Below are 24,208 nucleotides of genomic sequence, written 5' to 3' on the forward strand. Positions count from 1 at the left end.
TAAGTTACGCAAAGGTAGCCAGGCATCCCCCTTTAGGGGTAAATGACGATGCAGGATCAAGGTTGTGGCGAGCCAGCCGCCAGTCACCCTTTTCAGAACGGGATAACGCGCTGCTGTAGACAAGACGGCCCGGCAAATCCGCCCTGTTCGTGACAGACCGCAATGATTAGGTGAATAAACGGCGCCACGTTTAGCTGGCGCATTTTCCCCGGCATCGCTTTCTGGTAGGTTGCGCGCACGCTAACTCTGAGGAAACAAAAGGTGATTGTTAAACGCCCGGTCTCAGCAAGCCTGGCCCGCGCCTTTTTATGCATTATTTTGCTTTCGCTGCTGTCCACAGGCGTGGCGCTGCTTACGCTCGCCAGCAGCCTGCGCGACGCCGAAGCGGTGAATATCGCAGGCTCATTGCGCATGCAAAGCTACCGCCTTGGATATGATTTACAGACGAACGATCCGCAGTTGGCCGCTCACCGCCAGCTCTACGCCCAGACGCTCGACTCCCCCGTTTTCCAGCTGTTGCGCCACCGCTGGGTGCCTGCGCAGGTGCAGGAAAGCTACCGCCTGCTGCATGCGCGCTGGCGTGAAATGGATATGCGCCTGGCGCATGGCGATACCGACTGGTACCGGCAAAACATCGCCAGCTATGTCACGCAAATCGACAGCTTCGTTCTGGCTTTGCAGCATTACGCCGAGCGTAAGATGCTGCTGGTGGTCGCTATCTGCCTGCTTGGCTTCGTGGCGATATTACTGCTGGTCTTTTTTACCCTGCGCCGCATTAACCAACAGGTGGCGGCGCCGCTTAGCGCGCTGGTCGAGGCCAGCCGCCGCATTGAACAAGGGCGTTTCGACCACGCGCCGCTGGATACGCGCCTGCCGAATGAAATCGGTCTGCTGGGACGCTCTTTCACCCGCATGTCGGGCGAGCTGCGAAAGCTTTATCGTTCGCTTGAAGAGAGCGTGGCGGAAAAAACCGTTAGTTTGCAGGAAGCAAACCGCATGCTGGAGGTGTTATTTCGCTGCTCGCAAGCGCTAAGCGTCGACGCTATCGATCGCCGCTGCTTTCGCCATATTTTGCAGATTGTCCGTGAGCATGAGCCGGTAACCAGCATAACGCTGTCGGTGGGTGAAAACGGCTTTTTGCAGGAAGGCGAGCCGCAGGCCGGCGCGCCCTGGCAAACGCTGCCTGTCACGATGCAGGAAACCACGCTCGGCGAGCTGCGCTGGCAGGGAAAGCGTGCGGAAAAACCGTCGTTGCAGCTCATGCAGAGCGTCGCGAACATGCTGGGACGGGGGCTTTACTTTAACCAGGCGCAGAAGCATACCCAGCAGCTGTTGTTGATGGAGGAGCGCGCCACTATCGCCCGCGAACTGCACGACTCGCTGGCGCAGGTGCTCTCTTATCTGCGTATTCAACTTACGTTGCTGCGGCGCGCCGTGCCAGCGCAAGACCAGACCGCGCAGCAAATCATCGATGATTTCTCGCGCGCGCTGAAAGACGCTTACCAGCAGCTGCGCGAACTGCTGGCAACGTTTCGCCTGACTCTGCAACAGGCGGATCTCCCCGCTGCGCTGGAAGAGATGATTGAACCATTGCGCGCGCAAACAACGGCGGCTATTCGGCTTGACTGCCGTATGTCCGGGCTGGCGCTGGACGCCCAGCAGCAGGTTCATCTGCTGCAAATAATCCGCGAGGCGGTGCTGAACGCCATTAAACATGCGAACGCCAGGGCGATTTCAGTGAGCTGCGTCAGCGCGCCGGAGGGGCATCATGCGGTATATATTCACGACGATGGCTGCGGTATCGACAGCCTGAAAGAGCCTGAGGGGCACTACGGGCTCAATATTATGCAGGAGCGCGCCGAAAGATTGGGCGGCACGCTCGCTATAAGCCGTCCGGCGACAGGCGGCACGCAGGTAAGCGTGCATTTTACTTCGCTCGCCGGCGTTCAACAGGCAGGGAGGCCTCATAACGATAATGCAGATAACAATTAATACCCTGGAGCACGCAATGTCAGAAAAACCAACCTGTCAGGTGCTGATCGTCGACGACCATCCGCTGATGCGCAGGGGGATCCGGCAACTGCTGGAAACCGACGACTATTTCAGCGTCATTGGCGAGGCCAGCAGCGGCGCGGAAGCCATCGGCCTTGCGAGCCGCCTGTCGCCCGACATTATCCTGCTGGATCTCAATATGAAGGGATTAAGCGGGCTGGATACCCTTAACGGCCTGCGGCGCGACGGCGTGAGCGCGCGCATCATCGTGCTCACCGTTTCAGACGCGCGCAGCGATATTTTCGCGCTGATTGACGCAGGCGCGGACGGCTATTTGCTTAAAGACAGCGACCCGGAAACGTTGCTTGACGCCATTCGCCATAGCGCGGTTCACGGCGCAGCCTTCAGCGAACAGGTGCGCCAGTATCTTGCCCAGCGTAACGATAAAATCAGAAGCGACGATCCTTTCTTGCTGCTGACCGAGCGGGAGCTTGATGTCTTGCAGGAAGTGGCGCGCGGGCTGTCAAATAAGCAGGTTGCCGCCACGTTGCATATTTCCGAAGAGACGGTGAAGGTGCATATCCGTAATCTGCTGCGTAAACTTAACGTGCGCTCGCGTGTGGCGGCCACCGTACTGTTTTTAAACGCCCGTATGCTGTAAGCAGGTGCAGGCTGACATCAGCCTGCAAAAACCGCATGATAATTTACACTTTCTCCTCAATTTCTCCACGTTTGACCCGTCGCTTAACGCTACAGTGATTGCGGCTACCAATAATAACGATGCGAAGTATTAAGAGGTCCTGATCCTGATGGCGAATTTTTTTATCGATCGCCCCATTTTCGCCTGGGTGCTGGCGATCCTGCTTTGTCTTACGGGCACGCTGGCCATTATGTCTTTACCTGTCGAACAATATCCGGAGCTGGCGCCGCCCAACGTTCGCATCACGGCTAACTACCCCGGCGCTTCCGCCCAAACGCTGGAAAACACCGTCACCCAGGTTATTGAGCAGAATATGACGGGGCTCGATAACCTGATGTATATGTTCTCGCAGAGCAGCAGCACGGGCCAGGTTACCGTGACGCTGAGCTTTCTTGCCGGCACTGACCCGGATGAAGCCGTGCAGCAAGTACAAAACCAGCTGCAATCTGCGCTGCGTAAACTCCCTCAGGCGGTGCAAAACCAGGGGGTGACGGTGCGTAAAACGGGCGATACCAATATTCTCACCATCGCGTTTGTTTCCACCGACGGCAGCATGGATAAACAGGATATCGCTGACTATGTGGCGAGTAATATTCAGGACCCGCTTAGCCGCGTAAACGGCGTTGGCGATATTGACGCCTACGGTTCGCAGTACTCTATGCGCATCTGGCTCGACCCAAATAAGCTCACCAGCTTTCAGCTCACCACCCAGGATGTGGTCAGCGCGATTGAATCGCAAAACAGCCAGATAGCCGTCGGCCAGCTTGGCGGCACGCCTTCCGTGGATAACCAGGCGCTTAACGCCACCATTAACGCGCAATCTTTGCTGCAAACGCCGCAGCAGTTTCGCGATATTACGCTGCGTGTAAACCAGGATGGGTCGACCGTCACGCTGGGCCAGGTGGCGACGGTAGAGATGGGTGCGGAAAAGTATGACTATCTGAGCCGCTATAACGGCAACCCGGCTTCCGGGCTGGGGGTCAAGCTGGCATCAGGCGCCAACGAAATGGCGACGGCGAAGCTGGTTCTGGAGCGCCTCGACGAACTGGCGAACTATTTTCCGCACGGGCTGGAATATAAAGTCGCCTATGAGACCACCTCGTTCGTTAAAGCTTCTATTATCGACGTTGTCAAAACGCTGCTGGAAGCGATCCTGCTGGTTTTCCTGGTGATGTATCTCTTCTTGCAAAACTTTCGCGCCACGCTTATCCCCACCATCGCCGTGCCGGTGGTGTTAATGGGCACCTTTTCTGTGCTTTACGCGTTTGGCTATAGCATTAACACGCTTACGATGTTCGCCATGGTGCTGGCGATAGGCTTGCTGGTGGACGACGCCATCGTGGTGGTGGAAAACGTCGAACGCATCATGAGTGAAGAAGGGCTGTCGCCGCGTGAAGCGACCCGGAAATCCATGGGTCAGATCCAGGGAGCGCTGGTCGGCATCGCCATGGTTCTTTCAGCGGTATTTATCCCCATGGCGTTCTTTGGCGGCACCACCGGCGCTATCTATCGCCAGTTTTCCATCACCATTGTTTCGGCGATGGTGCTTTCGGTGCTGGTGGCGATGATCCTCACCCCTGCCCTGTGCGCCACGCTTCTCAAGCCGCTGCATAAAGGCGAACAGCATGGTCAGCGCGGCTTTTTCGGCTGGTTTAACCGCGTATTCAACCGCAACGCCGACCGTTACGAAAAAGGCGTGGCGAAGATCCTTCACCGCAGCCTGCGCTGGGTTTTGATCTACGGATTGCTGCTGGTGGGTATGGTGGTGCTCTTTTTACGCCTGCCGACCTCGTTTTTGCCGCAGGAAGACCGGGGAATGTTCATTACTTCCGTCCAGTTGCCAAGCGGCTCCACTCAGCAGCAGACGCTGAAAGTGGTGCAGAAGGTAGAGCACTATTTTTTCACGAAAGAGAAAGAGAATGTCACTTCGGTGTTCGCGACCGTGGGTTCAGGCCCCGGCGGCAACGGCCAGAACGTGGCGCGTATGTTTATCCGCCTGAAAGACTGGGAAGCCCGCGACCCGGACACCGGCAGCGCGGACGCTATTATTGAACGCGCCACAAAAGCTTTCCGCAGCATTAACGAAGCGCGCGTATTCGCCAACAGCCCGCCCGCTATTAGCGGCCTCGGCAGCTCCGCAGGTTTTGATATGGAGTTGCAGGATCATGCCGGCGCAGGCCACGACGCATTAATGCAAGCCCGCGATCAACTGCTGGAGATGGCCGGAAAGAACCCGCAGCTCACCCGCGTACGCCACAACGGCCTGGACGACAGCCCACAGTTGCAGATTGATATCGATCAGCGCAAAGCGCAGGCGCTCGGCGTCGCTATCGACGATATTAACGACACGCTGCAAACCGCCTGGGGTTCAAGCTACGTCAACGACTTTATGGATCGCGGGCGCGTGAAAAAAGTGTATGTGCAGTCTGAGGCGAAATTCCGCATGCTGCCGTCCGATATTAACCAGTGGTATGTGCGCAACAGCGAAGGCGGCATGGTGCCCTTCTCCGCCTTTGCCACCTCGCGCTGGGAAACGGGCTCGCCGCGCCTTGAACGCTACAACGGCTATTCGGCGCTGGAGATTGTCGGCGAAGCCGCCCCCGGCGTCAGCACGGGTACGGCGATGGAGATCATGGAAAATCTGGTGCGCCAACTGCCGGGCGGTTTTGGTTTAGAGTGGACGGCCATGTCTTATCAGGAACGTCTCTCCGGCGCGCAGGCGCCTGCCCTGTATGCCATTTCGCTGCTGGTGGTTTTTCTGTGCCTCGCAGCCTTGTATGAAAGCTGGTCGGTGCCTTTCTCCGTCATGCTGGTGGTGCCGCTCGGGGTCATTGGCGCACTGCTCGCCACCTGGATGCGCGGGCTTGAGAACGACGTCTATTTCCAGGTAGGGCTACTGACGGTAATAGGTCTTTCGGCGAAAAACGCCATTCTGATAGTGGAATTCGCCAATGAAATGAACAGCAAAGGGCAAGAGTTGCTTTCCGCCACGCTTGAGGCGTGTCGCCAGCGTCTGCGCCCTATTTTGATGACCTCGCTGGCGTTTATTTTTGGCGTGTTGCCGATGGCCACCAGCAGCGGCGCGGGGTCGGCGAGCCAGCATGCGGTAGGTACTGGCGTAATGGGCGGGATGATTTCCGCCACCGTGCTGGCTATCTTCTTCGTTCCGCTGTTCTTTGTGCTGGTGCGTCGACGCTTTCCGTTGCGCCCGGCCCACGATGCGTAAGGCAATAAAAAGGCGACCTTTTCGGGTCGCCTTTTCTGTCGGTTTTTTTATGGCGATAACGTCGCCATTATTATTCTGTAATTTTACGTGCTTATTGCATTCGCTGGATGTTATTTACGAAGCATAGCTTCAATAAAATCTTTCCAGTTCCCCAGTTCGTGTTCAATCATAACAACCTCTCTTATTATTGTTGCTATATTACAAAATCTGCCGCTGCGTGTGAAGAGAATTTAATCAATCGCTTTGATTACTCCTGCTGATGATTCGCCGCCCTGAACCTACTATGCCTAATATCGCTGTGGCATAATGTGACGCTTAGCAATATTCAGCAACATTTACCCGTTGCGCTACAGCCGTTGTCCGCTCTGGGATGACGCGTAAATCCTGCCAAAAAATGAAACCTAAGCCGGTTTATGAAGACGCTTCTTCATTACCTGCTTAATAAGCAACTTTATTAATTTATTTGAAACTTACTTAGCAACCTGATTAATTCTGAAATTTAATTTAAGGCATTACTGATAAGCCTGGTGGGGGAATGAACCACTGACAAGATGAGATTTTATTCAATTTGTATCAAGGTGGTTATATTTGTTACACGGCTTCGCCCAAATTGCGTTATATTTAGCGTGCTATGGTTTATTTTGGTATTTGTTCTAATTATTTGTTTAAGTAGCACCCATAAAGACAAAAGGATTCATGCATGACGATTATGTACGGCATAAAAAACTGCGATACCATCAAAAAAGCGCGCCGCTGGCTGGAAGCTCATCAGCTTGACTATCGTTTTCATGACTACCGCGCCGACGGGATTGATGCAGCGTTGTTGCATAAATTTATCGACGAGCTGGGCTGGGAAGCGCTGCTTAATACGCGCGGCACTACGTGGCGCAAGCTTGATGAATCGCGCCGCGCCGCAGTGACAGATGCCAACGCCGCTGCCGAACTGATGCTGGAAATGCCATCAATTATAAAACGACCGTTGCTCTGCGCGCCCGGTAAGCCTATGCTGCTGGGTTTCAGCGAATCCACCTATCAGCAGTATTTCAATGAGGTCCAGTAATATGTCTTGCCCGGTAATTGAGCTGACGCAGCAGCTTATTCGTCGTCCCTCCCTGAGTCCTGATGACGCTGGCTGCCAGGCGCTGCTTATCGAACGTCTGCGCGCCATCGGTTTCACGGTCGAGCGTATGGACTTCGGCGACACGCAGAATTTCTGGGCGTGGCGCGGCAAGGGCGAGACGCTGGCGTTTGCCGGGCATACCGATGTGGTGCCCGCAGGCGACGCCGACCGCTGGATCAACCCGCCTTTCGAGCCAACCATTCGCGACGGCATGCTGTTTGGCCGCGGCGCGGCGGATATGAAAGGCTCGCTTGCGGCGATGGTCGTGGCGGCAGAGCGTTTTGTCGCGCAGTATCCTGACCATCGCGGTCGCCTGGCTTTTTTAATCACCTCTGATGAAGAGGCCAGCGCGGCTAACGGCACCGTTAAAGTCGTGGAAGCTTTAATGGCGCGTAACGAGCGGCTGGATTATTGCCTGGTGGGCGAACCTTCCAGTAGCGAAGTGGTTGGCGACGTCGTTAAAAATGGCCGTCGCGGATCGCTGACCTGCAACCTGACCGTGCATGGCGTGCAGGGGCATGTCGCTTATCCGCACCTGGCGGATAACCCGGTGCACCGCGCCGCGCCCATGCTTAACGAGCTGGTTGCTATCGAGTGGGATCAGGGCAACGCCTATTTCCCGCCGACCAGCATGCAAATCGCTAATATTAAAGCCGGCACCGGCAGCAATAACGTGATCCCCGGCGATCTGTTCGTCCAGTTCAATTTCCGTTTCAGCACGCAGGTGACGGCGGAAATCATTCAGCAACGCGTACAGGCGCTGCTGGATAAATATCAGCTGCGTTATACCCTGGACTGGTGGCTTTCCGGCCAGCCGTTCTTAACGGACCGCGGCAAGCTGGTGGATGCGGTAGTGAACGCCGTTCACCACTATAATGAAATAAAACCGCAGTTGCTCACCACGGGCGGTACGTCCGATGGGCGTTTTATCGCCCGTATGGGGGCGCAGGTCGTGGAACTCGGTCCGGTCAACGCCACCATTCATAAAATTAACGAATGCGTGAAGGCTTCGGACCTGCAACTGCTGGCTCGTATGTATCAACGCGTGATGGAGCAGCTTGTCGCCTGACAGGCCTCCGACAAAGAGGGTAGCGCATGGAATGGCTTTCTAAATACTGGTGGGTGCTGGTACTGGTTTTTCTGCTCGGCGTCCTGCTGAATGTGATTAAAGACTTAAAACGGGTCGACCATAAAAAGTTTATGGATAACCGCCCGGAACTTCCCCCGCATCGCGATTTCAACGACAAGTGGGACGATGAAGACGACTGGCCGAAGAAGAAGTAATGCCGCTCGTAAACGTAAAAGGCAAGCCTGAGGCTTGCCTTTTTGTTTGTCTGAGGGTGAAGCCTCAGAACAGTTCGATAATATCGTCGTCTTTCGGTTTGCCGCCGCTTAGCGCCTCGTCGAAATAGTGCTTCGGCACCGTATAGCGCAGGTGATCAAGCGCCAGCTGCATGCTGCGGTTATCAATAGCGTGTCCCAGGTCTTCAACGATATCCAGCGTCACGTCGCCGCCTGCGCGAACAAGCGCCTCTTCGGCGGCCTGCGCGTGGCGAGCCTCAATCACCGGATCTTCCTCACCGTGAATGAGGTGCACGGTCGTCGCGGTGGACGCCGTCTGCGGAAGCTGGGCGAAACGACCATTAAAGGCGATAACCCGGGCGGCCAGTCCCGGCTGCGCCTTGATCCCCTCCAGCACCATAATCGCGCCCTGCGAAAAACCGATAAGCGCCGTGGCGCTGGGATCGACGCCGCTATGCTCCTGCCAGTAACGCACTACGCTGATAAACGTAGGCATAACAGCATCTATCCTCTGCTGGCGGTTCTCTTCGGTAACATCCTGCACTGAAAACCACTCGCGCCCTGGCGCAGGCCCACTCGCGGACGGCCCGCCGATGCTGACCACCAGCGCGTCGGGAAAGAGCGGCGCAAAGTAGCTGCCAATCTCGCCCATAGAGACCGGGTTGTCGCCCACGCCGTGAAACAGCAGCAGCAACTGTTTCGCCAGAGCCAGAGGGCGTTGCACGATAAAATGTTCGGGTTTCATGGCGGTCTCCTTAGTTAACAGAAGGCAGTTTACGCCTGGCAGAGTGAATGACCATGCCATTTAACTGAATGAGTTAGTGGAAAAATTGCAATTGCAAAACCCACTCTTTGAGCGCTTGCGCGCGCGTGGCATCAAGCGAGGCGAGCGCAAGCGCCGCCTCCTGTCGCTGTACCGCCAGCAGCGCTTTACGTCCGGAAAGCCGCAAGTGCTGACACAGTATGTTGATAGCCAACCGCTTTTCCAGACGTCCCCGCAGCGCCGACAAGGGCAGCGCGCTGGCGAGCAACAAACGGTGCAGGCACCCTATGGAGGTTTCCAGCGGTCGATGGCCCCAGGCGAAACCGGCGAGCTCTCGCCAGTCGTTATCATTAAGGGTAGACGCTTTACCGCTGACAGGCAGTATCTCCTCCACCCAGGGTTGTAGCCAGTCGCCGTCCCGTTGCAGCCGCTGATGCGCCAGACGGACAAGCGCTTCGCCCTGCGGCGTAAGCGCCAGCAACGCCATCGCCGTGTAGCAACCGCTGCTGGCTTCACGGTGGCTGCCAAAGCGCGCCAACGTAAAGCCGCATGCCTGCCAGAAGCGCCAAAGCTCAGGCGTATAGCCAAAACTTACCGACAGATAGTCGCAGGCAGGCAAATGGCGGCGGGCAAACGTCACCAGCGCCTGACCCGTTCCTTCGCGCTGGCGAGAAGGATGAACGGCGATGCGGCTGATGCGCCAGCCCTTCAGCGTCGCCGCCAGCGGATCGCCGCCATGCGCGGCAAGCGACTGCGCAACAAGATTCCCGCGGGGGCGGCGAAAACCGGCCCATACCGCCTGGCTGAGCGCTTCGCTTAACCCGCCCTCCTTCACAAGCCACAGCGCGCCCACGGTTTTTTCTGCCGTTTCCGCAGCGATAAACCGCTGGCCTGGCGCATCCATCATCCGTCGTAAATCAAGCGGCGATGTGCGGTAATGGGCGCCGGAAAGCAGACGATAAAGCGCTGCCGCCCGTTCAGGTTGCTGCCGCCACACGCTTTGATCCAGTGTCTGGATGCTCACCTCTCCCTGCGGCGCATTGCTGAAATCGTCGTCTTCAAACAGCAAAGCGCTGTCAATAAACTGCTCCAGCGGATCGCCCGCCGCCCAGCGCACTGGCATGCTCAACGCAAACTGGCGCAGATGCGGCACCGAAGCGCAAAACTTCAGAAGAAATCCGCGTCCCGTGCCTTCATAGCCCTGTATCGTGGTGGTGAGCAGAACCCGGGGAAAACTGCGGATAAGCTTACGCAGCACGGGGCCTGGCAACGCTGCGGCTTCGTCGATGATAAGCCAGTCGGCCTGAAGCGCAGGCAGGGCCGCGAGCAGCGCATCCGGCGCGACAAACTCAAACGCGTCGCCTGCGTGAGCGGCAATCACGTCCGTTGCGGCGCGGGAAGGCGCCGTGACAAGCCCCGCCCCTTCGAACCGCGCCAGCAACATGCCTGCCAGCGCCGACTTACCGCGTCCGCGGGGCGCTGTGATAACCGCTACGCCCGAATTCATCGCCAGCAGTTCCGCCAGGATATTTTCCTGCTCCCGGTGCGGCGCGCCGCAGGCGGGCTGCCAGCGCGGGCGTGGAGAGAAAGAGGTCTGTTTTAAAGGGCTGTCCTGACGCCAGCAGAGGCTCTCCGGGTCGCTTGCGATCGTCTGTTGCAGATGGCGAATAAAATGGGGCGTGGCGATGGGCCGGGCGCTGTCGCTCCAGCGAATGGCGTCGCAGTCTGGTTGCTGCGGCCAGCGTATCCAGTCGGGCGCGAGCAGCAACAGCCAGCTTCCCGCTTTGAGCGTGCCTGCCAGCACCGCCAGCGCTTCGGCGTCGAAACCGCTGCGGGCGTCGAACACCGCGTGGAGAAATTCCTGGCCCAGCAGCGTACGGACTGCCGCTGGCGCGCAGTTTACCGGCAACAGCGGCGCATCGCCTACCCAGAGCCAGTCTCCGGGCAGCTGGCGGGCAAGCATCAGACTCTGCTCTTCGCACCAGGCGTTATCGCCGCTGATGACCAACAAACGGCGAATACCGTTTGCTGCCATGTCGTCTGCGGCGCGGATCAGGTACTCCATAAGGCGTCCTTGCGGTTAATGGCGTGAATTAAAGGCTTTTGCCGAAGGTATTGCACTGCTTCGGATCACCGCTGTCGAAGCCGCGCTTAAACCAGCTGTAGCGCTGTTCGGAAGTACCGTGCGTAAAGCTGTCCGGCACTACGCGCCCCTGGCTTTGCTGCTGAAGGCGGTCGTCGCCAATGGCCTGAGCGGCGTTCAGCGCTTCCTGGATATCTCCTGCTTCCAGCACGCCCTGCTGCTGCATGCTGTGGCCCCAGACGCCTGCGAAGCAGTCAGCCTGTAATTCCATGCGCACAGAAAGATGGTTAACTTCGGTCTGTGAGGCGTTCTGCTGCATTTGACGAACCTTCGGCTCAATGCCCAGCAGTTTCTGCACATGGTGGCCCACTTCATGAGCGATAACGTAACCCTGCGCGAAATCGCCGTCAGCGCCGAGCTTGTTTTTCATTTCGTCATAGAAAGAGAGATCGATATAGACCGTGCTGTCCGCCGGGCAGTAGAACGGCCCCATCACAGACTGGCCCGTGCCGCAGCCGGTGCGCGTGGCGCCGCGATACATCACCAGTTTAGGTTGCTGATAGCTGTGGCCCATCTGCTCAAACAGTTGCCCCCAGGTATCTTCGGTGGTGGCAAGGATAACGGAGGTAAACTTCGCTGCTTCGTCTTCATCCGGGCTGATAGAGCGGGTCTGGGTTTGTTGCGTCAACGGCTGGCCGCCGGTAATCAGCGAGGTGAGATCCACGCCGTAATACCCTGCCACCACAACGATAACCAGCAGGACGATGCCGCCTTTGCCGCCCGGCAAGCGGAACCCGCCGCCGCCCATCATCGGACCGCCGGACTGTCTTCTTCTGTCTTCTACATTGTCGCTTTCGCGACGCCCCTGCCAACGCATAGCGTTCTCCTTGCTGCTAATTAAGTAATAAGGAGATCGTAGGTGGTTAATGAGAGGATTACCATAAGAAAGCGGGTACAGCATGCCGGGAGAAGATACGTTGACTCCCGGCAGAGAGGAAAACGATTGCCAGCTTAGTCCAGGTTAACGCCCAGACGACGTGCGACTTCTTCGTAAGCTTCGATAAGCCCGCCCAGGCTCTGGCGGAAGCGGTCTTTGTCCATCTTGTCCATCGTCTCTTTGTCCCACAGACGGGCGCCATCGGGTGAAAACTCATCGCCCAGCACCACTTCGCCTTTATAAAGCCCGAACTCCAGCTTGAAGTCGACGAGAATGAGGCCCGCGTCGTCAAACAGCTTTTTCAGCACGTCATTGGCTTTGTAAGTGAGTTCTTTCATGCGCGCCAGATTTTCTTTGCTCACCCAGCCGAAAGTTTCGCAGTAAGACTCGTTTACCATCGGGTCGTGCATGGCGTCGTTTTTTAAGAAAAGATCGAACAGCGGCGGCGTGAGCTCGATACCTTCTTCAATACCCAGACGCTTAACCAGCGAACCCGCGGCGCGGTTACGGATAACACATTCGACCGGCACCATTTCCAGCTTCTTCACCAGCGATTCGGTATCGGAGAGCAGGCGCTCCATCTGCGTTGGAATACCCGCATCGGCAAGCTTCGTCATGATGAAGTGGTTAAACTTGTTATTCACCATGCCTTTGCGGTCAAACTGTTCAATACGCGCGCCGTCTCCTGCTGACGTATCATTGCGGAATTCGAGCACCAACAGATCCGGATTTTCCGTGCTGTATACGGTTTTCGCCTTGCCACGATACAACTCAGCTTGCTTCTGCATCTTTATTACTCCAGGTATGGTTGGCCGTTCGGCGGCCTGATGATTTAACACAAAAAGGGTTGCTGCCAATTCTACGCACACGTTTGCGTAGAGGGAATAAAAAAGGGCCGGAATCTTCCGGCCCTGCGATTATTTGCTGAATGCGGCCTGGAATACGGCCACCAGCGCATCGTTTTGCGCCTGCGTCAGCGTATGTCCTTTAGGGTCGATAAATTGCAGACTGCTGCGGTTATCCAGATCGCCTACCTGCAATTTGTAGTCGCCCCCCGGCAGACCCGGATCGCGCGCGCCCAGCTCTTGCCAGTCGCTGTCAGACAGCGGTTTATAAGTCACCGCCAGGCTGCCTTGCGAGCGGGTAGAATCTGTGACCTTCATGCCTGCTTTTTCAAGCGTGGCCGGCAAACGGTTCCAGACGACGTTAAACGGCGCGCGTACAACCAGCACCGGCAGGCCGACATCATCCGCGCCGCTCTGCACATCGATTTGCGAAGCGTTGCGGTTTTCAGCCGCGTTCTGGCTCGTCGTCAGGTTTTTATCAAGGCCTGCTGAGATAGCGTTCAGCATTTGCGCGCTATAGCGCTGCATGGATGCCGCATCGCCTGCCGGTTTACCGCCCTGCTCCAGGTTAAGCAGTTTTACCACCAGCGCCTGCTGGTAGCCCTGCGGCTGCACGGTGATTTGATAGCGCCCGCGGTATTGTTCATCTTCGTCCGCGCGGTTCCACTGCACCCAGTCGGTGGTCAGCGTCTGACCGGCATCATCACGTTTGGTGATGGCGTAGTTATTCGCCTGCACCACGCTGACAACCTGCGGCCAGAGCGAACCGCTACGACCGCTTTCCAGCAGCAGCGTGGAAGTGTCGCCGGTAAATTGGGTGCGACCGCCGTTTACCAGCGCCAGCGGCTGAGCGGGCGGACGAATGTCCAGCGCTTTGCCGACCGGACCGCTGCCGTTGGTCACGGGGATGTTATAGTCGCCGTTCTGTACCGGTAAAATCATACCGGCCGGGGCGTGCAGTTCCGCCAGCGGCGCTGCGTCCAGATAGGACTCGTCGCCGCTTACCTGACGCTTATAACGTGAATCGGAACTACAGGCGGCAAGCAGCATCACCAGTGAAACGGTAACCGCTTTCGCCACACGCGACTTCTGTACTGAGTAAGCCATCAAATCTCCCTAAACTTTACAGCAAACCGGCGTGCTTAAGCGCCTGGCTGACAGCTTCACGACCTGCGTCAGTGATAGGCGTCATCGGCAGGCGCAGCGTATCGGTCGCCACAAGTCCCAACTCCTTACAGGCCCATTTCACCGGGATCGGATTGGGTTCGACAAATAATTTATAGTGCAGCGGCATCAGGCGCTGGTTAATACGATGCGCCTCGTTAAACTGCCCCTGAGCGGCAAGCTTGCAGACTTCCGCCATTTCACGCGCCGCCACGTTCGAGGTAACGGAAATAACGCCGTGCCCGCCGAGCTGCATGAAGTCCAGCGCGCTGGCGTCGTCGCCGCTCAGCAGGATGAAGTCATCTGCAACCAGCTCTTTGATCTGGTTAACGCGCGTTAAGTTCCCTGTCGCTTCTTTAATACCGACAATATTTTTCACCTTCGACAGGCGGCCCACGGTTTCCGGCAGCATGTCGCAGCCGGTACGAGACGGTACATTGTAGAGGATTTGCGGCAGATCGGTATGTTCGGCGATAGCTTTAAAATGCTGAAACAGCCCTTCCTGGGTCGGACGGTTATAGTACGGCGTGACCGTCAGGCAGCCCGCTATGCCGCTGTCATTAAAGCGCTGGGTAAGGCTGATGGCTTCGGAAGTGGCGTTCGCGCCCGTACCGGCAATCACCGGAATACGTCCGTCCGCCAGTTCAAGCGTCATCATCACTACGTCGCCATGCTCATCATGGCTTAGCGTTGCGGATTCACCGGTAGTCCCTACCGAAACGATCGCCGAGGTTCCGCTGGCGACATGGTAATCAATCAGTTTTTTCAGGCTCGACCGGCAGACATTACCTTTGTCATCCATCGGTGTGATAAGCGCGACAATACTTCCCGTGAACATTGGCCATCCTCTCCACAAACAAGTGTCACAATGGTACGTTTGGAGTTGCAATAAAAGCAAGCGGCCAGGCCGGGCTACGCGGTTGTACGGCGGTTTTTTTTATGCTTTCCTAGAGTTTACTTCACGGCTTCACAGGAATAACCCGTTTGGAACCCTCATCACACCATTATCTGGTCATCACGGCGCTGGGCGCGGACCGTCCTGGTATCGTTAATACCATCACTCGTCACGTCAGCAGCTGCGGCTGTAATATTGAAGACAGCCGGCTGGCGATGTTGGGTGAAGAATTCACTTTTATTATGCTGCTTTCCGGCAGCTGGAACGCCATCACGCTGATTGAATCCACGCTTCCGCTCAAAGGCGCGGAACTTGAGCTGCTCATTGTGATGAAGCGCACCGCCGCGCAGGCCCGCGCGCCAATGCCCGCTTCCGTCTGGGTACAGGTAGAAGTGGCGGATTCGCCGCACCTGATCGAACGCTTTACGGCGCTGTTCGACGCGCACAATATGAATATTGCCGAACTGGTGTCGCGCACGCAGCCCGCCGTGGAGAATAAAGCCGCGCAGCTCTATATTCAGATAACCGCGCACAGCCCGGCTTCTCAGGATGCGACAATTATCGAACAAGCCTTTCGCGATCTATGTACAGAATTAAATGCGCAAGGCACTATTAGTGTGGTGAATTACCCACAGCAAGATGAACAGGATGGAGTGTAGTGATGAATCCACTGAAAGCCGGTGATATCGCACCGAAATTTAGCTTGCCCGATCAGGACGGTGAACAAGTAAATTTGGCCGACTTCCAGGGACAGCGTGTACTGGTCTATTTTTATCCGAAAGCCATGACGCCGGGTTGCACCGTGCAGGCTTGCGGTCTGCGCGACAACATGGATGAGTTGAAAAAGGCGGGCGTTGAGGTCTTAGGCATCAGCACCGACAAACCCGAAAAGCTCTCCCGTTTCGCGGAAAAAGAGCTGCTGAACTTCACCCTGCTTTCCGATGAAGATCATCAGGTCTGTGAAGCCTTCGGCGTCTGGGGAGAAAAGTCCTTTATGGGCAAAACCTATGACGGCATTCATCGCATCAGCTTCCTCATTAACGCTAACGGCGAAGTGGAAAAAGTGTTCGATGATTTCAAAACCAGCAACCACCATGACGTGGTGATGAACTGGCTAAAAGCAAGCGCGTGAATATCTTCATAAAAAAGCCGACCTGAGGTCGGCTTTTTTTATTTCTCTTCCAGCGCCATGTCATCCGGCCAGGCGTGCACCACCGCCTTAATTAGCGTCGCCAGAGGAATCGCGAAGAAAACGCCCCAGAACCCCCACAGGCCGCCGAAGATAACCACCGAGAGAATAATCACCAGCGGGTGAAGGTTAACCGCCTCGGAGAAAAGCACCGGCACCAGCAAATTGCCGTCAAGCCCCTGAATTATCAGGTAAACTGCGAAGCAGCTCCAGAATTCAGGGCCAGCGCCGAACTGAAAGAGCGCCACGCAGATAACCGGGATGGTCACCACAAACGCCCCGATATAAGGGATCAGCACGGAAATCCCTACCAGCACCGCCAGCAGCAGCGAATAATTCAGGCCGAAAATAAGAAAGCCAATCCAGGTGGCGATGCCAACAACGATCATCTCCAGCACTTTGCCGCGTATATAGTTGGTAATTTGCTGGTTCATCTCGACCCATACCTGCCCGGCAAGGCCGCGATTGCGCGGCAGCACGCGGCGCACCGCGTTAAGCATTTGCTCTTTATCTTTGAGCAGGAAGAACACCATCAGCGGCACTAACACCAGATAGATGGCGAGGGTCAGCAACCCAACCAGCGAAGCGAGGGAATATTTCACGACCGAATCGCCGAGCACGGACATCCGGGCGCGCAGGTTTTCAGCCATCGCGTCGATAATGCCCGCATCCGTCAGCGCCGGGTAGCGTCTTGGCAACGTGGCGGCGAAATCAGCAAGCTTGTTGAACATGCCGGGCATATCACGTATCAGGTAGATGCCCTGCTGCCAGGCGACAGGCGCCACCACAAAAGCCATCACCAGCACAACGCCGACAAAAAGCACCAGCACCAGCGTCGCGGCCAGCCGACGCGAACAGCCTATGCGCTCAAGACGCACGGTCGGCCACTCCAGTAAGTAAGCGAACACAATCGCCACCAGCAACGGCGCCAGCAGGCCATGCAGAAAAAACAGGATGCAAAAACCGGCAACCAGGATAACAAGCAGAGCAATAGCTTCCGGGTCGCTGAAGCGACGGCGGTACCACTGCGTTAACAACTCAAGCATAGGACTCCTTCCCAGGCGGAGGAATAGCCGAAAGGTGAAGGGCGAATTGTATCGAAATGTCACAAAAAAGACCGCGATTTTTCGCCCGTTCACAAGACAAGTGTTTACTTGCTGAATATGATTTTCATCGCACAGGATGCAGGCTACACTCGCCGGGCAAGGATTTGCTGAACAAAAGCAGGCCGGCCCGGTCTTAAAGAGACTTCAGACAAACAGGACAGAGGTTATGTTCAGGCAGTTGAAAACGACCCTGGTTGCAACCCTTATCGGCGCCATGCTGGCAGGTCAGGCCCTTCCCGCGTTTGCGGACTCGGGCGATCAACTGCCGGATATGGGGACATCGGCAGGAAGCACGCTCTCCATCGGTCAGGAGATGCAGATGGGGGACTATTACGTTCGCCAGCTGCGCGGCAGCGCGCCGCTTATCAATGACCCCCTGCTGGTGCAATATATCAACGGTCTTGGCATGCGGCTGGTCTCTCATGCCAACTCGGTGAAAACCCCCTTTCACTTCTATTTAATCAATAACGACGAAATTAACGCCTTCGCTTTCTTTGGCGGCAATGTCGTGCTGCACTCCGCGCTGTTCCGTTATGCCGATAACGAAAGCCAGCTCGCCTCGGTGATGGCGCACGAAATCTCGCACGTGACCCAGCGTCACCTGGCGAGGGCGATGGAAGATCAAAAGCGCAGCGCGCCGCTGACATGGGCAGGGGCGCTGGGCTCTATCCTGCTGGCGATGGCGAGCCCGCAAGCGGGAATGGCGGCGCTTACCGGCACGCTCGCCGGGACGCAGCAGGGAGTGATTAGCTTTACGCAACAAAACGAGCAGGAAGCGGACCGCATCGGCATTCAGGTGCTGCAACGTTCGGGTTTTGATCCGCAGGCAATGCCGACCTTCCTTGAAAAATTGCTCGACCAGGCGCGCTACTCAACCCGGCCGCCGGAGATTTTGCTGACGCACCCGCTGCCTGAAAGCCGTCTCGCTGATGCCCGCAACCGCGCCAACCAGATGCGCCCGGTGGTAACCCAATCTTCAGAAGATTTTTATATGGCGAAAGTGCGTACGCTCGGCATGTATAACTCCGGGCGTAATCAGCTCACCAGCGATTTGCTGGACACGCTGGCGAAGGGCAACGTGCGCGAGCAGCATGCCGCGCAGTATGGCCGCGCGCTACAGGCGATGCAGGATAAAAATTTCGCCGAGGCGCGCCGTCAGCTTCAGCCGCTGCTCGCCGCGCAACCGCGCAGCGCCTGGTATCTTGATTTATCTACTGATATCGATCTTGGTCAGAACAAAGCGAACGACGCCATTAACCGTCTGCAAAGCGCCCCGGATTTAAAAAATAATCCGGTGTTGCAGCTCAACCTGGCGAATGCGTATCTGGAAGGCGGACAGCCTGGCGAAGCGGCGAAAATCCTCAATCGTTATACCTTCTCGCACCCGGACGACACTAACGGCTGGGACTTGCTGGCGCAGGCGCAGGCGAGGCTTGGCAACCGCGACCAGGAGCTGGCGGCGCGTGCCGAAGTGATGGCCCTGCTCGGCAAACTCGACCAGGCAATCAGCCTGCTCAGTGGCGCCAGTTCGCAGGTTAAGCTCGGCAGCCTTCAGCAGGCGCGCTACGATGCCCGTATCGACCAGTTGCGTCAGATGCAGCAACGCTTCCGCCCCTACGAAAAAATGTAAAAAGGAGACCCCATGTCTCAGGACGTGACGATTTACCACAATCCCCGTTGCTCAAAAAGCCGCGAGACATTAAGCCTGTTGCAAGAGAATGGCGTGGAGCCGCAGGTGGTGCTTTATCTGGAAACGCCGCCGGATGCGCAAACGCTGAAATCGCTGTTGCAAATGCTCGGCATGAGCAGCCCGCGTGAACTGATGCGCACGAAAGACGATCTTTATAAAGCGCTTAACCTGGCGGATGAAACCCGCAATGAAGCGTTGATCGCGGCGATGGTTGATAACCCGAAACTGATTGAGCGCCCGATTGTGATAAAAAATGGCCAGGCGCGTATTGGCCGCCCGCCGGAAGCTGTGCTGGAAATTCTTTAAGCTTCCCTTTGTGTAGCGGGCATCGCGCCCGCTACAGGTTCAGGATCTCTTTCACAAATGGAATGGTTAGCTTGCGCTGGGCGGTAATCGACGCTCTGTCGAGCTGATCGAGCGTCATAAATAGCGTACGCATCTCCCGATCCAACCGCTTGAGCAAAAAACGTCCCACATCTTCCGGTAGCTCAAAGCCGCGTAAACGGGCGCGCAGTTGCAGCGCCTGTAGCTTGTCGTCATCCGAAAGCGGCTGAAGCTTGTAGATCTGCCCCCAGTCGAGGCGCGAGGCGAGATCCGGCAAATGAAGATTAAGCTGGCGCGGCGGGCGATCGCCTGTGATCAGCAGCCGGGTATTGCCCGATTCCAGAATACGGTTATAGAGGTTGAAAATCGCCATTTCCCAGGGCTCGTCGCCTGCGATGCATTCGATATTGTCGATGCAGACCAGCGAGAGTTGTTCCATCCCTTCCAGCACTTCCGGTACAAACCAGGTGCGTTTATCCAGCGGAACATAACCTACGGCGTCGCCGCGCTGGGAAAGTTCAGCGCAGGCGGCATGCAGCAGATGGCTGCGCCCGGCTCCTTCTCTGGCCCAGAAATAGATATACCCGCTGTGCTCCTGGCGCAGCACGTTTTGTAGCGCGGCTAAAAGCGAAGGATTATCACCCGGCCAGAAACTTGCAAAAGTTTCGTCATCGGGCAGCCAGAGCGGCAAAGAGAGCTGTGCCGGTGTGTTCAGGGGGACCTCTTCGAAGGCTTACAGAAAAACGCGCTGAGTTTACCACAGAATCGTTTCGCTGTTGAACCGGGCGGATCGCCGCCCGGTATCAGGATCAGGAATGTTTCTCAGCCTGCTCGTCTGCGTCAAGCACCACCTCTTCCGGGCGCAACACGCTGATGAGCTTGAAAATAAGGCTCAGGGCAACACCAACGATAGTCGCCAGCGCCATCCCTTTCAGCTCCGCCGCGCCAATATGCACTTTCGCGCCGCTCACGCCGATAATCAGGATCACGGAGGTGAGGATCAGGTTTTGCGCTTTGCTGTAATCCACTTTCGATTCGATCAGCACGCGGATGCCGGAAGCGCCAATCACGCCGTAAAGCAGCAGTGAAACGCCGCCCATCACCGGCACCGGAATTATCTGGATAGCCGCCGCGAGCTTGCCTACGCAAGAGAGCAGAATGGCGATGATCGCCGCGCCGCCGATAACCCAGGTGCTGTAAACGCGGGTGATGGCCATAACGCCAATGTTCTCGCCATAAGTGGTATTCGGCGTGGAGCCGAAGAAGCCGGAGATCATGGTAGAGAAGCCGTTAGCAAACATCGAGCGGTGCAGGCCCGGGTCGCGCAGCAAATCTTTCTTCACAATGTTCGCCGTGACCACTAAGTGGCCTACGTGTTCGGCGATAACCACCAGCGCCGCCGGCAGGATGGTAAAGATGGCGAACCACTCAAAGCGCGGGGTGTAAAAGGTGGGCAGCGCGAACCAGTGCGCCTGCTGAATTGGCGTGGTGTCCACAACGCCCAGCGCAAAAGAGAGCGCATAGCCTGCCAGCACGCCGATGAGAATCGGGATAATTGCGAGGAAGCCGCGGAACAGCACCGAGCCAAACACCGTGACGCCAAGCGTTACCAGCGAAATCGTGATGGTGGTGGTATCTGCCGTCTGCCCTTGCGCTGGCAGTAAACCGGCCATGTTCGCCGCGACGCCGGCAAGCTCCAGACCGATAACGGCAACGATAGCGCCCATCGCCGCAGGCGGGAACATCACATCCAGCCAGCCGGTTCCCGCTTTTTTCACAATCAGCGCTACCAGACAAAACAGCGCGCCGCAGACGATAAAACCGCCCAGCGCCATTTCATAACCCAGCGGCAACAAGAGCAACACGGGCGAGATAAAAGCAAAGCTCGACCCAAGATAAGCCGGGATTTTGCCTTTACAGATAAAGAGATAAAGCAGCGTACCGATGCCGTTAAACAGCAGCACGGTGGCGGGGTTAATGTGAAACAGGATTGGCACCAGCACGGTTGCGCCAAACATGGCGAACAGGTGCTGCAAACTAAGCGGGATAGTCTGTAAAAGCGGCGGTCTTTCACTTACCCCGATAGCACGGCGCGTCATAGTGTTTTCCTCAAGTGTGTTGTGTGCAAATGTTTCGCTGTTGGACCAAAAAAAAGCCGACTATCAAAGTCGGCTCATTGTTTATTTCGTACCAAATATCTTGTCGCCTGCATCACCGAGGCCAGGAATAATGTATCCGTGCTCGTTAAGGCCCTGATCGATAGAGGCAGTGTAAAGCTCAACGTCCGGATGCGCTTTTTCCAGCGCCGCGATGCCTTCCGGCGCCGCCACCAGCACCAAAACTTTAATGCTGCTGCAACCCGCTTTTTTCAGCAGGTCGATGGTCGCAATCATCGAGCCGCCGGTCGCCAGCATAGGGTCAACCACCAGCGCCATGCGCTCGTCGATATTAGAAACCAGCTTCTGGAAATAAGGCACCGGCTCAAGGGTGGTTTCATCGCGGTAGATGCCCACCACGCTGATGCGCGCGCTCGGCACGTGCTCCAGAACGCCCTCCATCATGCCAAGCCCGGCACGCAGAATAGGCACGACGGTAATTTTTTTGCCTTTGATCTGCTCAACGACCACCGGACCGTTCCAGCCTTCGATGGTCACTTTCTCGGTAGCCAGATCGGAGGTCGCTTCGTAGGTCAGCAGGCTCCCGACTTCAGAGGCGAGTTCACGAAAGCGCTTGGTGCTGATGTCATGCTCGCGCATCAGGCCAAGCTTGTGTTTGACGAGTGGGTGTTTCACTTCCACGATCTTCATACTCTTTCTCCCCGAAAGTTGGCTACCACAAAAAAAATCGCCGGATTATACCGCTTTTTCAAGTCAGCGCCATACGTAATGGGCTTGATCGCGATCAAGCGAACGGGAAACAGCCAGCCGGCGTCTCTGTGGCTTTCTGGTGGACAAGGGGATAGCAAACGTTTGCCTTGGCTGTTAGAATTGCCGCGTTTTCTTATATACCACCAACCGCAACCGCGTGGGGATTGTGCAGTGACCGATAAAACCTCTCTCAGCTATAAAGACGCCGGTGTAGATATTGACGCAGGCAACGCTCTGGTTGACCGCATCAAAGGCGTAGTGAAAAAGACCCGCCGCCCGGAAGTGATGGGTGGACTGGGCGGATTCGGCGCGCTGTGCGCTCTGCCGCAAAAATATCGTGAGCCCGTGCTGGTTTCCGGCACCGATGGCGTGGGCACCAAGCTGCGTCTGGCCATGGATCTTAAGCGTCACGACACAATAGGCATCGACCTGGTCGCCATGTGCGTTAATGACCTGGTGGTTCAGGGCGCCGAGCCGCTCTTTTTCCTCGATTATTACGCCACCGGCAAGCTGGACGTCGACACCGCATCCAGCGTGATCAGCGGCATCGCGGAAGGCTGCCTGCAATCGGGTTGCGCGCTGGTGGGCGGCGAAACCGCCGAAATGCCGGGCATGTATCACGGCGAAGATTACGACGTAGCCGGTTTTTGCGTAGGCGTGGTGGAGAAGTCGGAAATTATCGATGGCGCTAAAGTGGCGGATGGCGACGTGTTGATTGCGCTTGGCGCCAGCGGCCCGCACTCCAACGGCTATTCACTGGTGCGTAAAATCCTTGAAGTCAGCGGCATAGACCCGCAATCCACTGAGCTTGAAGGCAAACCGTTGGCCGATCACCTGCTCGCGCCGACGCGCATTTACGTGAAATCCGTGCTGGAGCTGATTGAGAAAGTGGATGTGCATGCCATCGCCCACCTGACCGGCGGCGGCTTCTGGGAAAACATCCCGCGCGTGCTGCCGGATAACACCCAGGCGGTTATCGACGAAGCTTCCTGGCAGTGGCCGGCAGTCTTTAACTGGCTGCAACAGGCGGGCAACGTCAGCCGCCACGAAATGTATCGTACCTTTAACTGCGGCGTGGGCATGGTTATTGCGCTTCCCGCCTCAGAAGTAGACAGCGCGCTGCAACTGCTCGAAAGCAAAGGTGAAAAGGCCTGGAAAATCGGTATCATCAAAGCTTCTGATTCCGAACAGCGCGTGGTTATTGAGTAATGAAAAACATCGTGGTGCTTATTTCCGGTAACGGAAGCAATCTGCAAGCGATTATCGACGCCTGCGGGACAAAGCGGATTAATGGCGCCATTAAAGCGGTGTTCAGCAACAAGGCCGACGCGTTCGGCCTTGAACGCGCGCGCGAAGCGGGGATCCCCGCTCACGCCCTGACGGCGGCGCAGTTCGCCAGCCGCGAAGCTTTCGATCGTGAATTGATGCAGGAAATCGACGCCTACGCGCCGGATCTCGTGGTGCTGGCAGGCTATATGCGTATTTTAAGCCCCGATTTCGTCGCGCATTATCAGGGACGACTGATTAATATTCACCCTTCCCTGCTGCCAAAATATCCAGGACTGCACACCCATCGTCAGGTTCTGGAGAACGGCGACGAAGAGCACGGCACGTCGGTGCATTTTGTTACTGACGAACTCGACGGCGGGCCGGTCATTTTACAGGCGAAAGTGCCGGTGTTTCCGGGCGACACCGAGGCGGACATTACCGCTCGCGTGCAGCATCAGGAGCATGCTATTTATCCGCTGGTGGTTAGCTGGTATGTCGACGGACGCCTGGCGATGCGCGATAACGCCGCCTGGCTGGACGGGCAGCCATTGCCTGCTCAGGGACACGCTGCTGAAGAGGAATAAAAAGGGCCAAACGGCCCTTTTTTCAATATGTTCAGCCTATTTGGCAGGCTGCGCGCTTTCTTGTCATACTTCTCTGGCACAGTTGGACATTGTGCGGCAATGCTCGCCATAATAGCTGGTGAGACGGATTTGCCACGTCCCGAGTGAATAAA

The 24,208-nt window shown here is 56.6% G+C and carries 23 protein-coding genes; 12 read left to right on the forward strand and 11 right to left on the reverse strand.

What is annotated here, in order from left to right; all coding sequences use genetic code 11:
* Positions 1 to 261 precede the first annotated feature (261 nt).
* The 3 genes from narQ (at position 262) to acrD (ending at position 5,918) form a co-directional block, all read left to right on the forward strand.
* On the forward strand, positions 262 to 1,992 hold the full coding sequence (gene narQ / locus DW56_RS14140; protein ID WP_051179301.1) for a nitrate/nitrite two-component system sensor histidine kinase NarQ: 1,731 nt from the start codon (positions 262 to 264) through the stop codon (positions 1,990 to 1,992).
* 16 nt (positions 1,993 to 2,008) lie between these two features.
* The gene (gene narP, locus DW56_RS14145) at positions 2,009 to 2,653 is read left to right on the forward strand and encodes a nitrate/nitrite response regulator protein NarP (RefSeq protein WP_024554259.1); all 645 of its coding nucleotides are present in this window, start codon (positions 2,009 to 2,011) and stop codon (positions 2,651 to 2,653) included.
* 148 nt (positions 2,654 to 2,801) lie between these two features.
* A complete protein-coding gene (gene acrD / locus DW56_RS14150) occupies positions 2,802 to 5,918 on the forward strand; it encodes a multidrug efflux RND transporter permease AcrD (protein WP_024554260.1) in 3,117 nt (1,038 codons plus the stop codon).
* Between the two features lie 110 nt (positions 5,919 to 6,028).
* On the opposite strand, the gene ypfM is transcribed toward acrD, so the two are convergent.
* Positions 6,029 to 6,088 (reverse strand): protein YpfM, encoded by a 60-nt coding sequence (ypfM, locus tag DW56_RS22475; RefSeq protein WP_100207200.1) that lies wholly within the window; start codon positions 6,086 to 6,088, stop codon positions 6,029 to 6,031.
* A 530-nt stretch (positions 6,089 to 6,618) separates the two neighbouring features.
* On the opposite strand from ypfM, the gene DW56_RS14155 reads away from it, so the two are divergent.
* From DW56_RS14155 to DW56_RS14165, 3 genes are read left to right on the forward strand one after another with little or no spacing between them, the layout of a single operon-like run.
* A complete protein-coding gene (locus tag DW56_RS14155; RefSeq protein ID WP_024554261.1) occupies positions 6,619 to 6,978 on the forward strand; it encodes an ArsC family reductase in 360 nt (119 codons plus the stop codon).
* Position 6,979: 1 nt separating this feature from the next.
* Positions 6,980 to 8,107, forward strand: coding sequence for a succinyl-diaminopimelate desuccinylase (dapE, locus tag DW56_RS14160; RefSeq protein WP_024554262.1), 1,128 nt, complete (start codon positions 6,980 to 6,982; stop codon positions 8,105 to 8,107).
* Between the two features lie 26 nt (positions 8,108 to 8,133).
* A complete protein-coding gene (locus DW56_RS14165) occupies positions 8,134 to 8,322 on the forward strand; it encodes a YpfN family protein (protein ID WP_024554263.1) in 189 nt (62 codons plus the stop codon).
* A gap of 64 nt (positions 8,323 to 8,386) precedes the next feature.
* Here the strand turns inward: DW56_RS14165 and ypfH are convergent, their stop codons facing one another.
* The 6 genes from ypfH to dapA all read right to left on the reverse strand — a co-directional run bounded on the left by ypfH (position 8,387) and on the right by dapA (position 14,970).
* On the reverse strand, positions 8,387 to 9,085 hold the full coding sequence (gene ypfH / locus DW56_RS14170; protein ID WP_024554264.1) for an esterase: 699 nt from the start codon (positions 9,083 to 9,085) through the stop codon (positions 8,387 to 8,389).
* Positions 9,086 to 9,158: 73 nt separating this feature from the next.
* Positions 9,159 to 11,168: a tRNA(Met) cytidine acetyltransferase TmcA gene (locus DW56_RS14175; protein ID WP_051179303.1), complete on the reverse strand. Its 2,010-nt coding sequence runs from the start codon at positions 11,166 to 11,168 to the stop codon at positions 9,159 to 9,161.
* A 28-nt stretch (positions 11,169 to 11,196) separates the two neighbouring features.
* Entirely contained in the window at positions 11,197 to 12,063 is an 867-nt protein-coding gene (ypfJ, locus tag DW56_RS14180) for a KPN_02809 family neutral zinc metallopeptidase (RefSeq protein WP_024555078.1), read from the reverse strand.
* A 134-nt stretch (positions 12,064 to 12,197) separates the two neighbouring features.
* Positions 12,198 to 12,911 (reverse strand): phosphoribosylaminoimidazolesuccinocarboxamide synthase, encoded by a 714-nt coding sequence (purC, locus tag DW56_RS14185; protein ID WP_024555079.1) that lies wholly within the window; start codon positions 12,909 to 12,911, stop codon positions 12,198 to 12,200.
* A 129-nt stretch (positions 12,912 to 13,040) separates the two neighbouring features.
* Entirely contained in the window at positions 13,041 to 14,075 is a 1,035-nt protein-coding gene (gene bamC / locus DW56_RS14190) for an outer membrane protein assembly factor BamC (RefSeq protein WP_024555080.1), read from the reverse strand.
* A gap of 16 nt (positions 14,076 to 14,091) precedes the next feature.
* Entirely contained in the window at positions 14,092 to 14,970 is an 879-nt protein-coding gene (dapA, locus tag DW56_RS14195) for a 4-hydroxy-tetrahydrodipicolinate synthase (protein WP_024555081.1), read from the reverse strand.
* A 146-nt stretch (positions 14,971 to 15,116) separates the two neighbouring features.
* Between dapA and DW56_RS14200 the strand changes: the two genes are divergently transcribed.
* The gene (locus DW56_RS14200; protein ID WP_024555082.1) at positions 15,117 to 15,686 is read left to right on the forward strand and encodes a glycine cleavage system transcriptional repressor; all 570 of its coding nucleotides are present in this window, start codon (positions 15,117 to 15,119) and stop codon (positions 15,684 to 15,686) included.
* 2 nt (positions 15,687 to 15,688) lie between these two features.
* Positions 15,689 to 16,159 (forward strand): thioredoxin-dependent thiol peroxidase, encoded by a 471-nt coding sequence (gene bcp / locus DW56_RS14205; protein WP_024555083.1) that lies wholly within the window; start codon positions 15,689 to 15,691, stop codon positions 16,157 to 16,159.
* Between the two features lie 38 nt (positions 16,160 to 16,197).
* Here the strand turns inward: bcp and DW56_RS14210 are convergent, their stop codons facing one another.
* Positions 16,198 to 17,262, reverse strand: coding sequence for an AI-2E family transporter (locus DW56_RS14210; protein WP_024555084.1), 1,065 nt, complete (start codon positions 17,260 to 17,262; stop codon positions 16,198 to 16,200).
* A gap of 226 nt (positions 17,263 to 17,488) precedes the next feature.
* Between DW56_RS14210 and bepA the strand changes: the two genes are divergently transcribed.
* The gene (gene bepA, locus DW56_RS14215; protein ID WP_024555085.1) at positions 17,489 to 18,952 is read left to right on the forward strand and encodes a beta-barrel assembly-enhancing protease; all 1,464 of its coding nucleotides are present in this window, start codon (positions 17,489 to 17,491) and stop codon (positions 18,950 to 18,952) included.
* 12 nt (positions 18,953 to 18,964) lie between these two features.
* Positions 18,965 to 19,318: an arsenate reductase (glutaredoxin) gene (gene arsC / locus DW56_RS14220; RefSeq protein ID WP_024555086.1), complete on the forward strand. Its 354-nt coding sequence runs from the start codon at positions 18,965 to 18,967 to the stop codon at positions 19,316 to 19,318.
* Positions 19,319 to 19,349: 31 nt separating this feature from the next.
* On the opposite strand, the gene DW56_RS14225 is transcribed toward arsC, so the two are convergent.
* The 3 genes from DW56_RS14225 to upp form a co-directional block, all read right to left on the reverse strand.
* Positions 19,350 to 20,051 carry a DnaA inactivator Hda gene (locus tag DW56_RS14225; protein WP_024555087.1) on the reverse strand — a complete coding sequence of 234 codons (702 nt, stop codon included), beginning with the start codon at positions 20,049 to 20,051 and terminating at the stop codon, positions 19,350 to 19,352.
* Positions 20,052 to 20,145: 94 nt separating this feature from the next.
* A complete protein-coding gene (gene uraA, locus DW56_RS14230; RefSeq protein WP_024555088.1) occupies positions 20,146 to 21,435 on the reverse strand; it encodes a uracil permease in 1,290 nt (429 codons plus the stop codon).
* An 81-nt stretch (positions 21,436 to 21,516) separates the two neighbouring features.
* Complete coding sequence (gene upp, locus DW56_RS14235; RefSeq protein ID WP_024555089.1) at positions 21,517 to 22,143, reverse strand: uracil phosphoribosyltransferase; 627 nt, start codon at positions 22,141 to 22,143, stop codon at positions 21,517 to 21,519.
* Positions 22,144 to 22,374: 231 nt separating this feature from the next.
* On the opposite strand from upp, the gene purM reads away from it, so the two are divergent.
* Positions 22,375 to 23,412: a phosphoribosylformylglycinamidine cyclo-ligase gene (gene purM / locus DW56_RS14240; protein WP_024555090.1), complete on the forward strand. Its 1,038-nt coding sequence runs from the start codon at positions 22,375 to 22,377 to the stop codon at positions 23,410 to 23,412.
* Complete coding sequence (gene purN, locus DW56_RS14245; protein WP_024561965.1) at positions 23,412 to 24,056, forward strand: phosphoribosylglycinamide formyltransferase; 645 nt, start codon at positions 23,412 to 23,414, stop codon at positions 24,054 to 24,056. The genes purM and purN overlap by 1 nt, the downstream gene beginning before the upstream one ends.
* The last annotated feature ends 152 nt before the right edge of the window (positions 24,057 to 24,208 follow it).

It is taken from the genome of Franconibacter helveticus LMG 23732 (assembly GCF_000463115.2).
GTDB classification, from domain to species: Bacteria; Pseudomonadota; Gammaproteobacteria; order Enterobacterales; family Enterobacteriaceae; genus Franconibacter; species Franconibacter helveticus.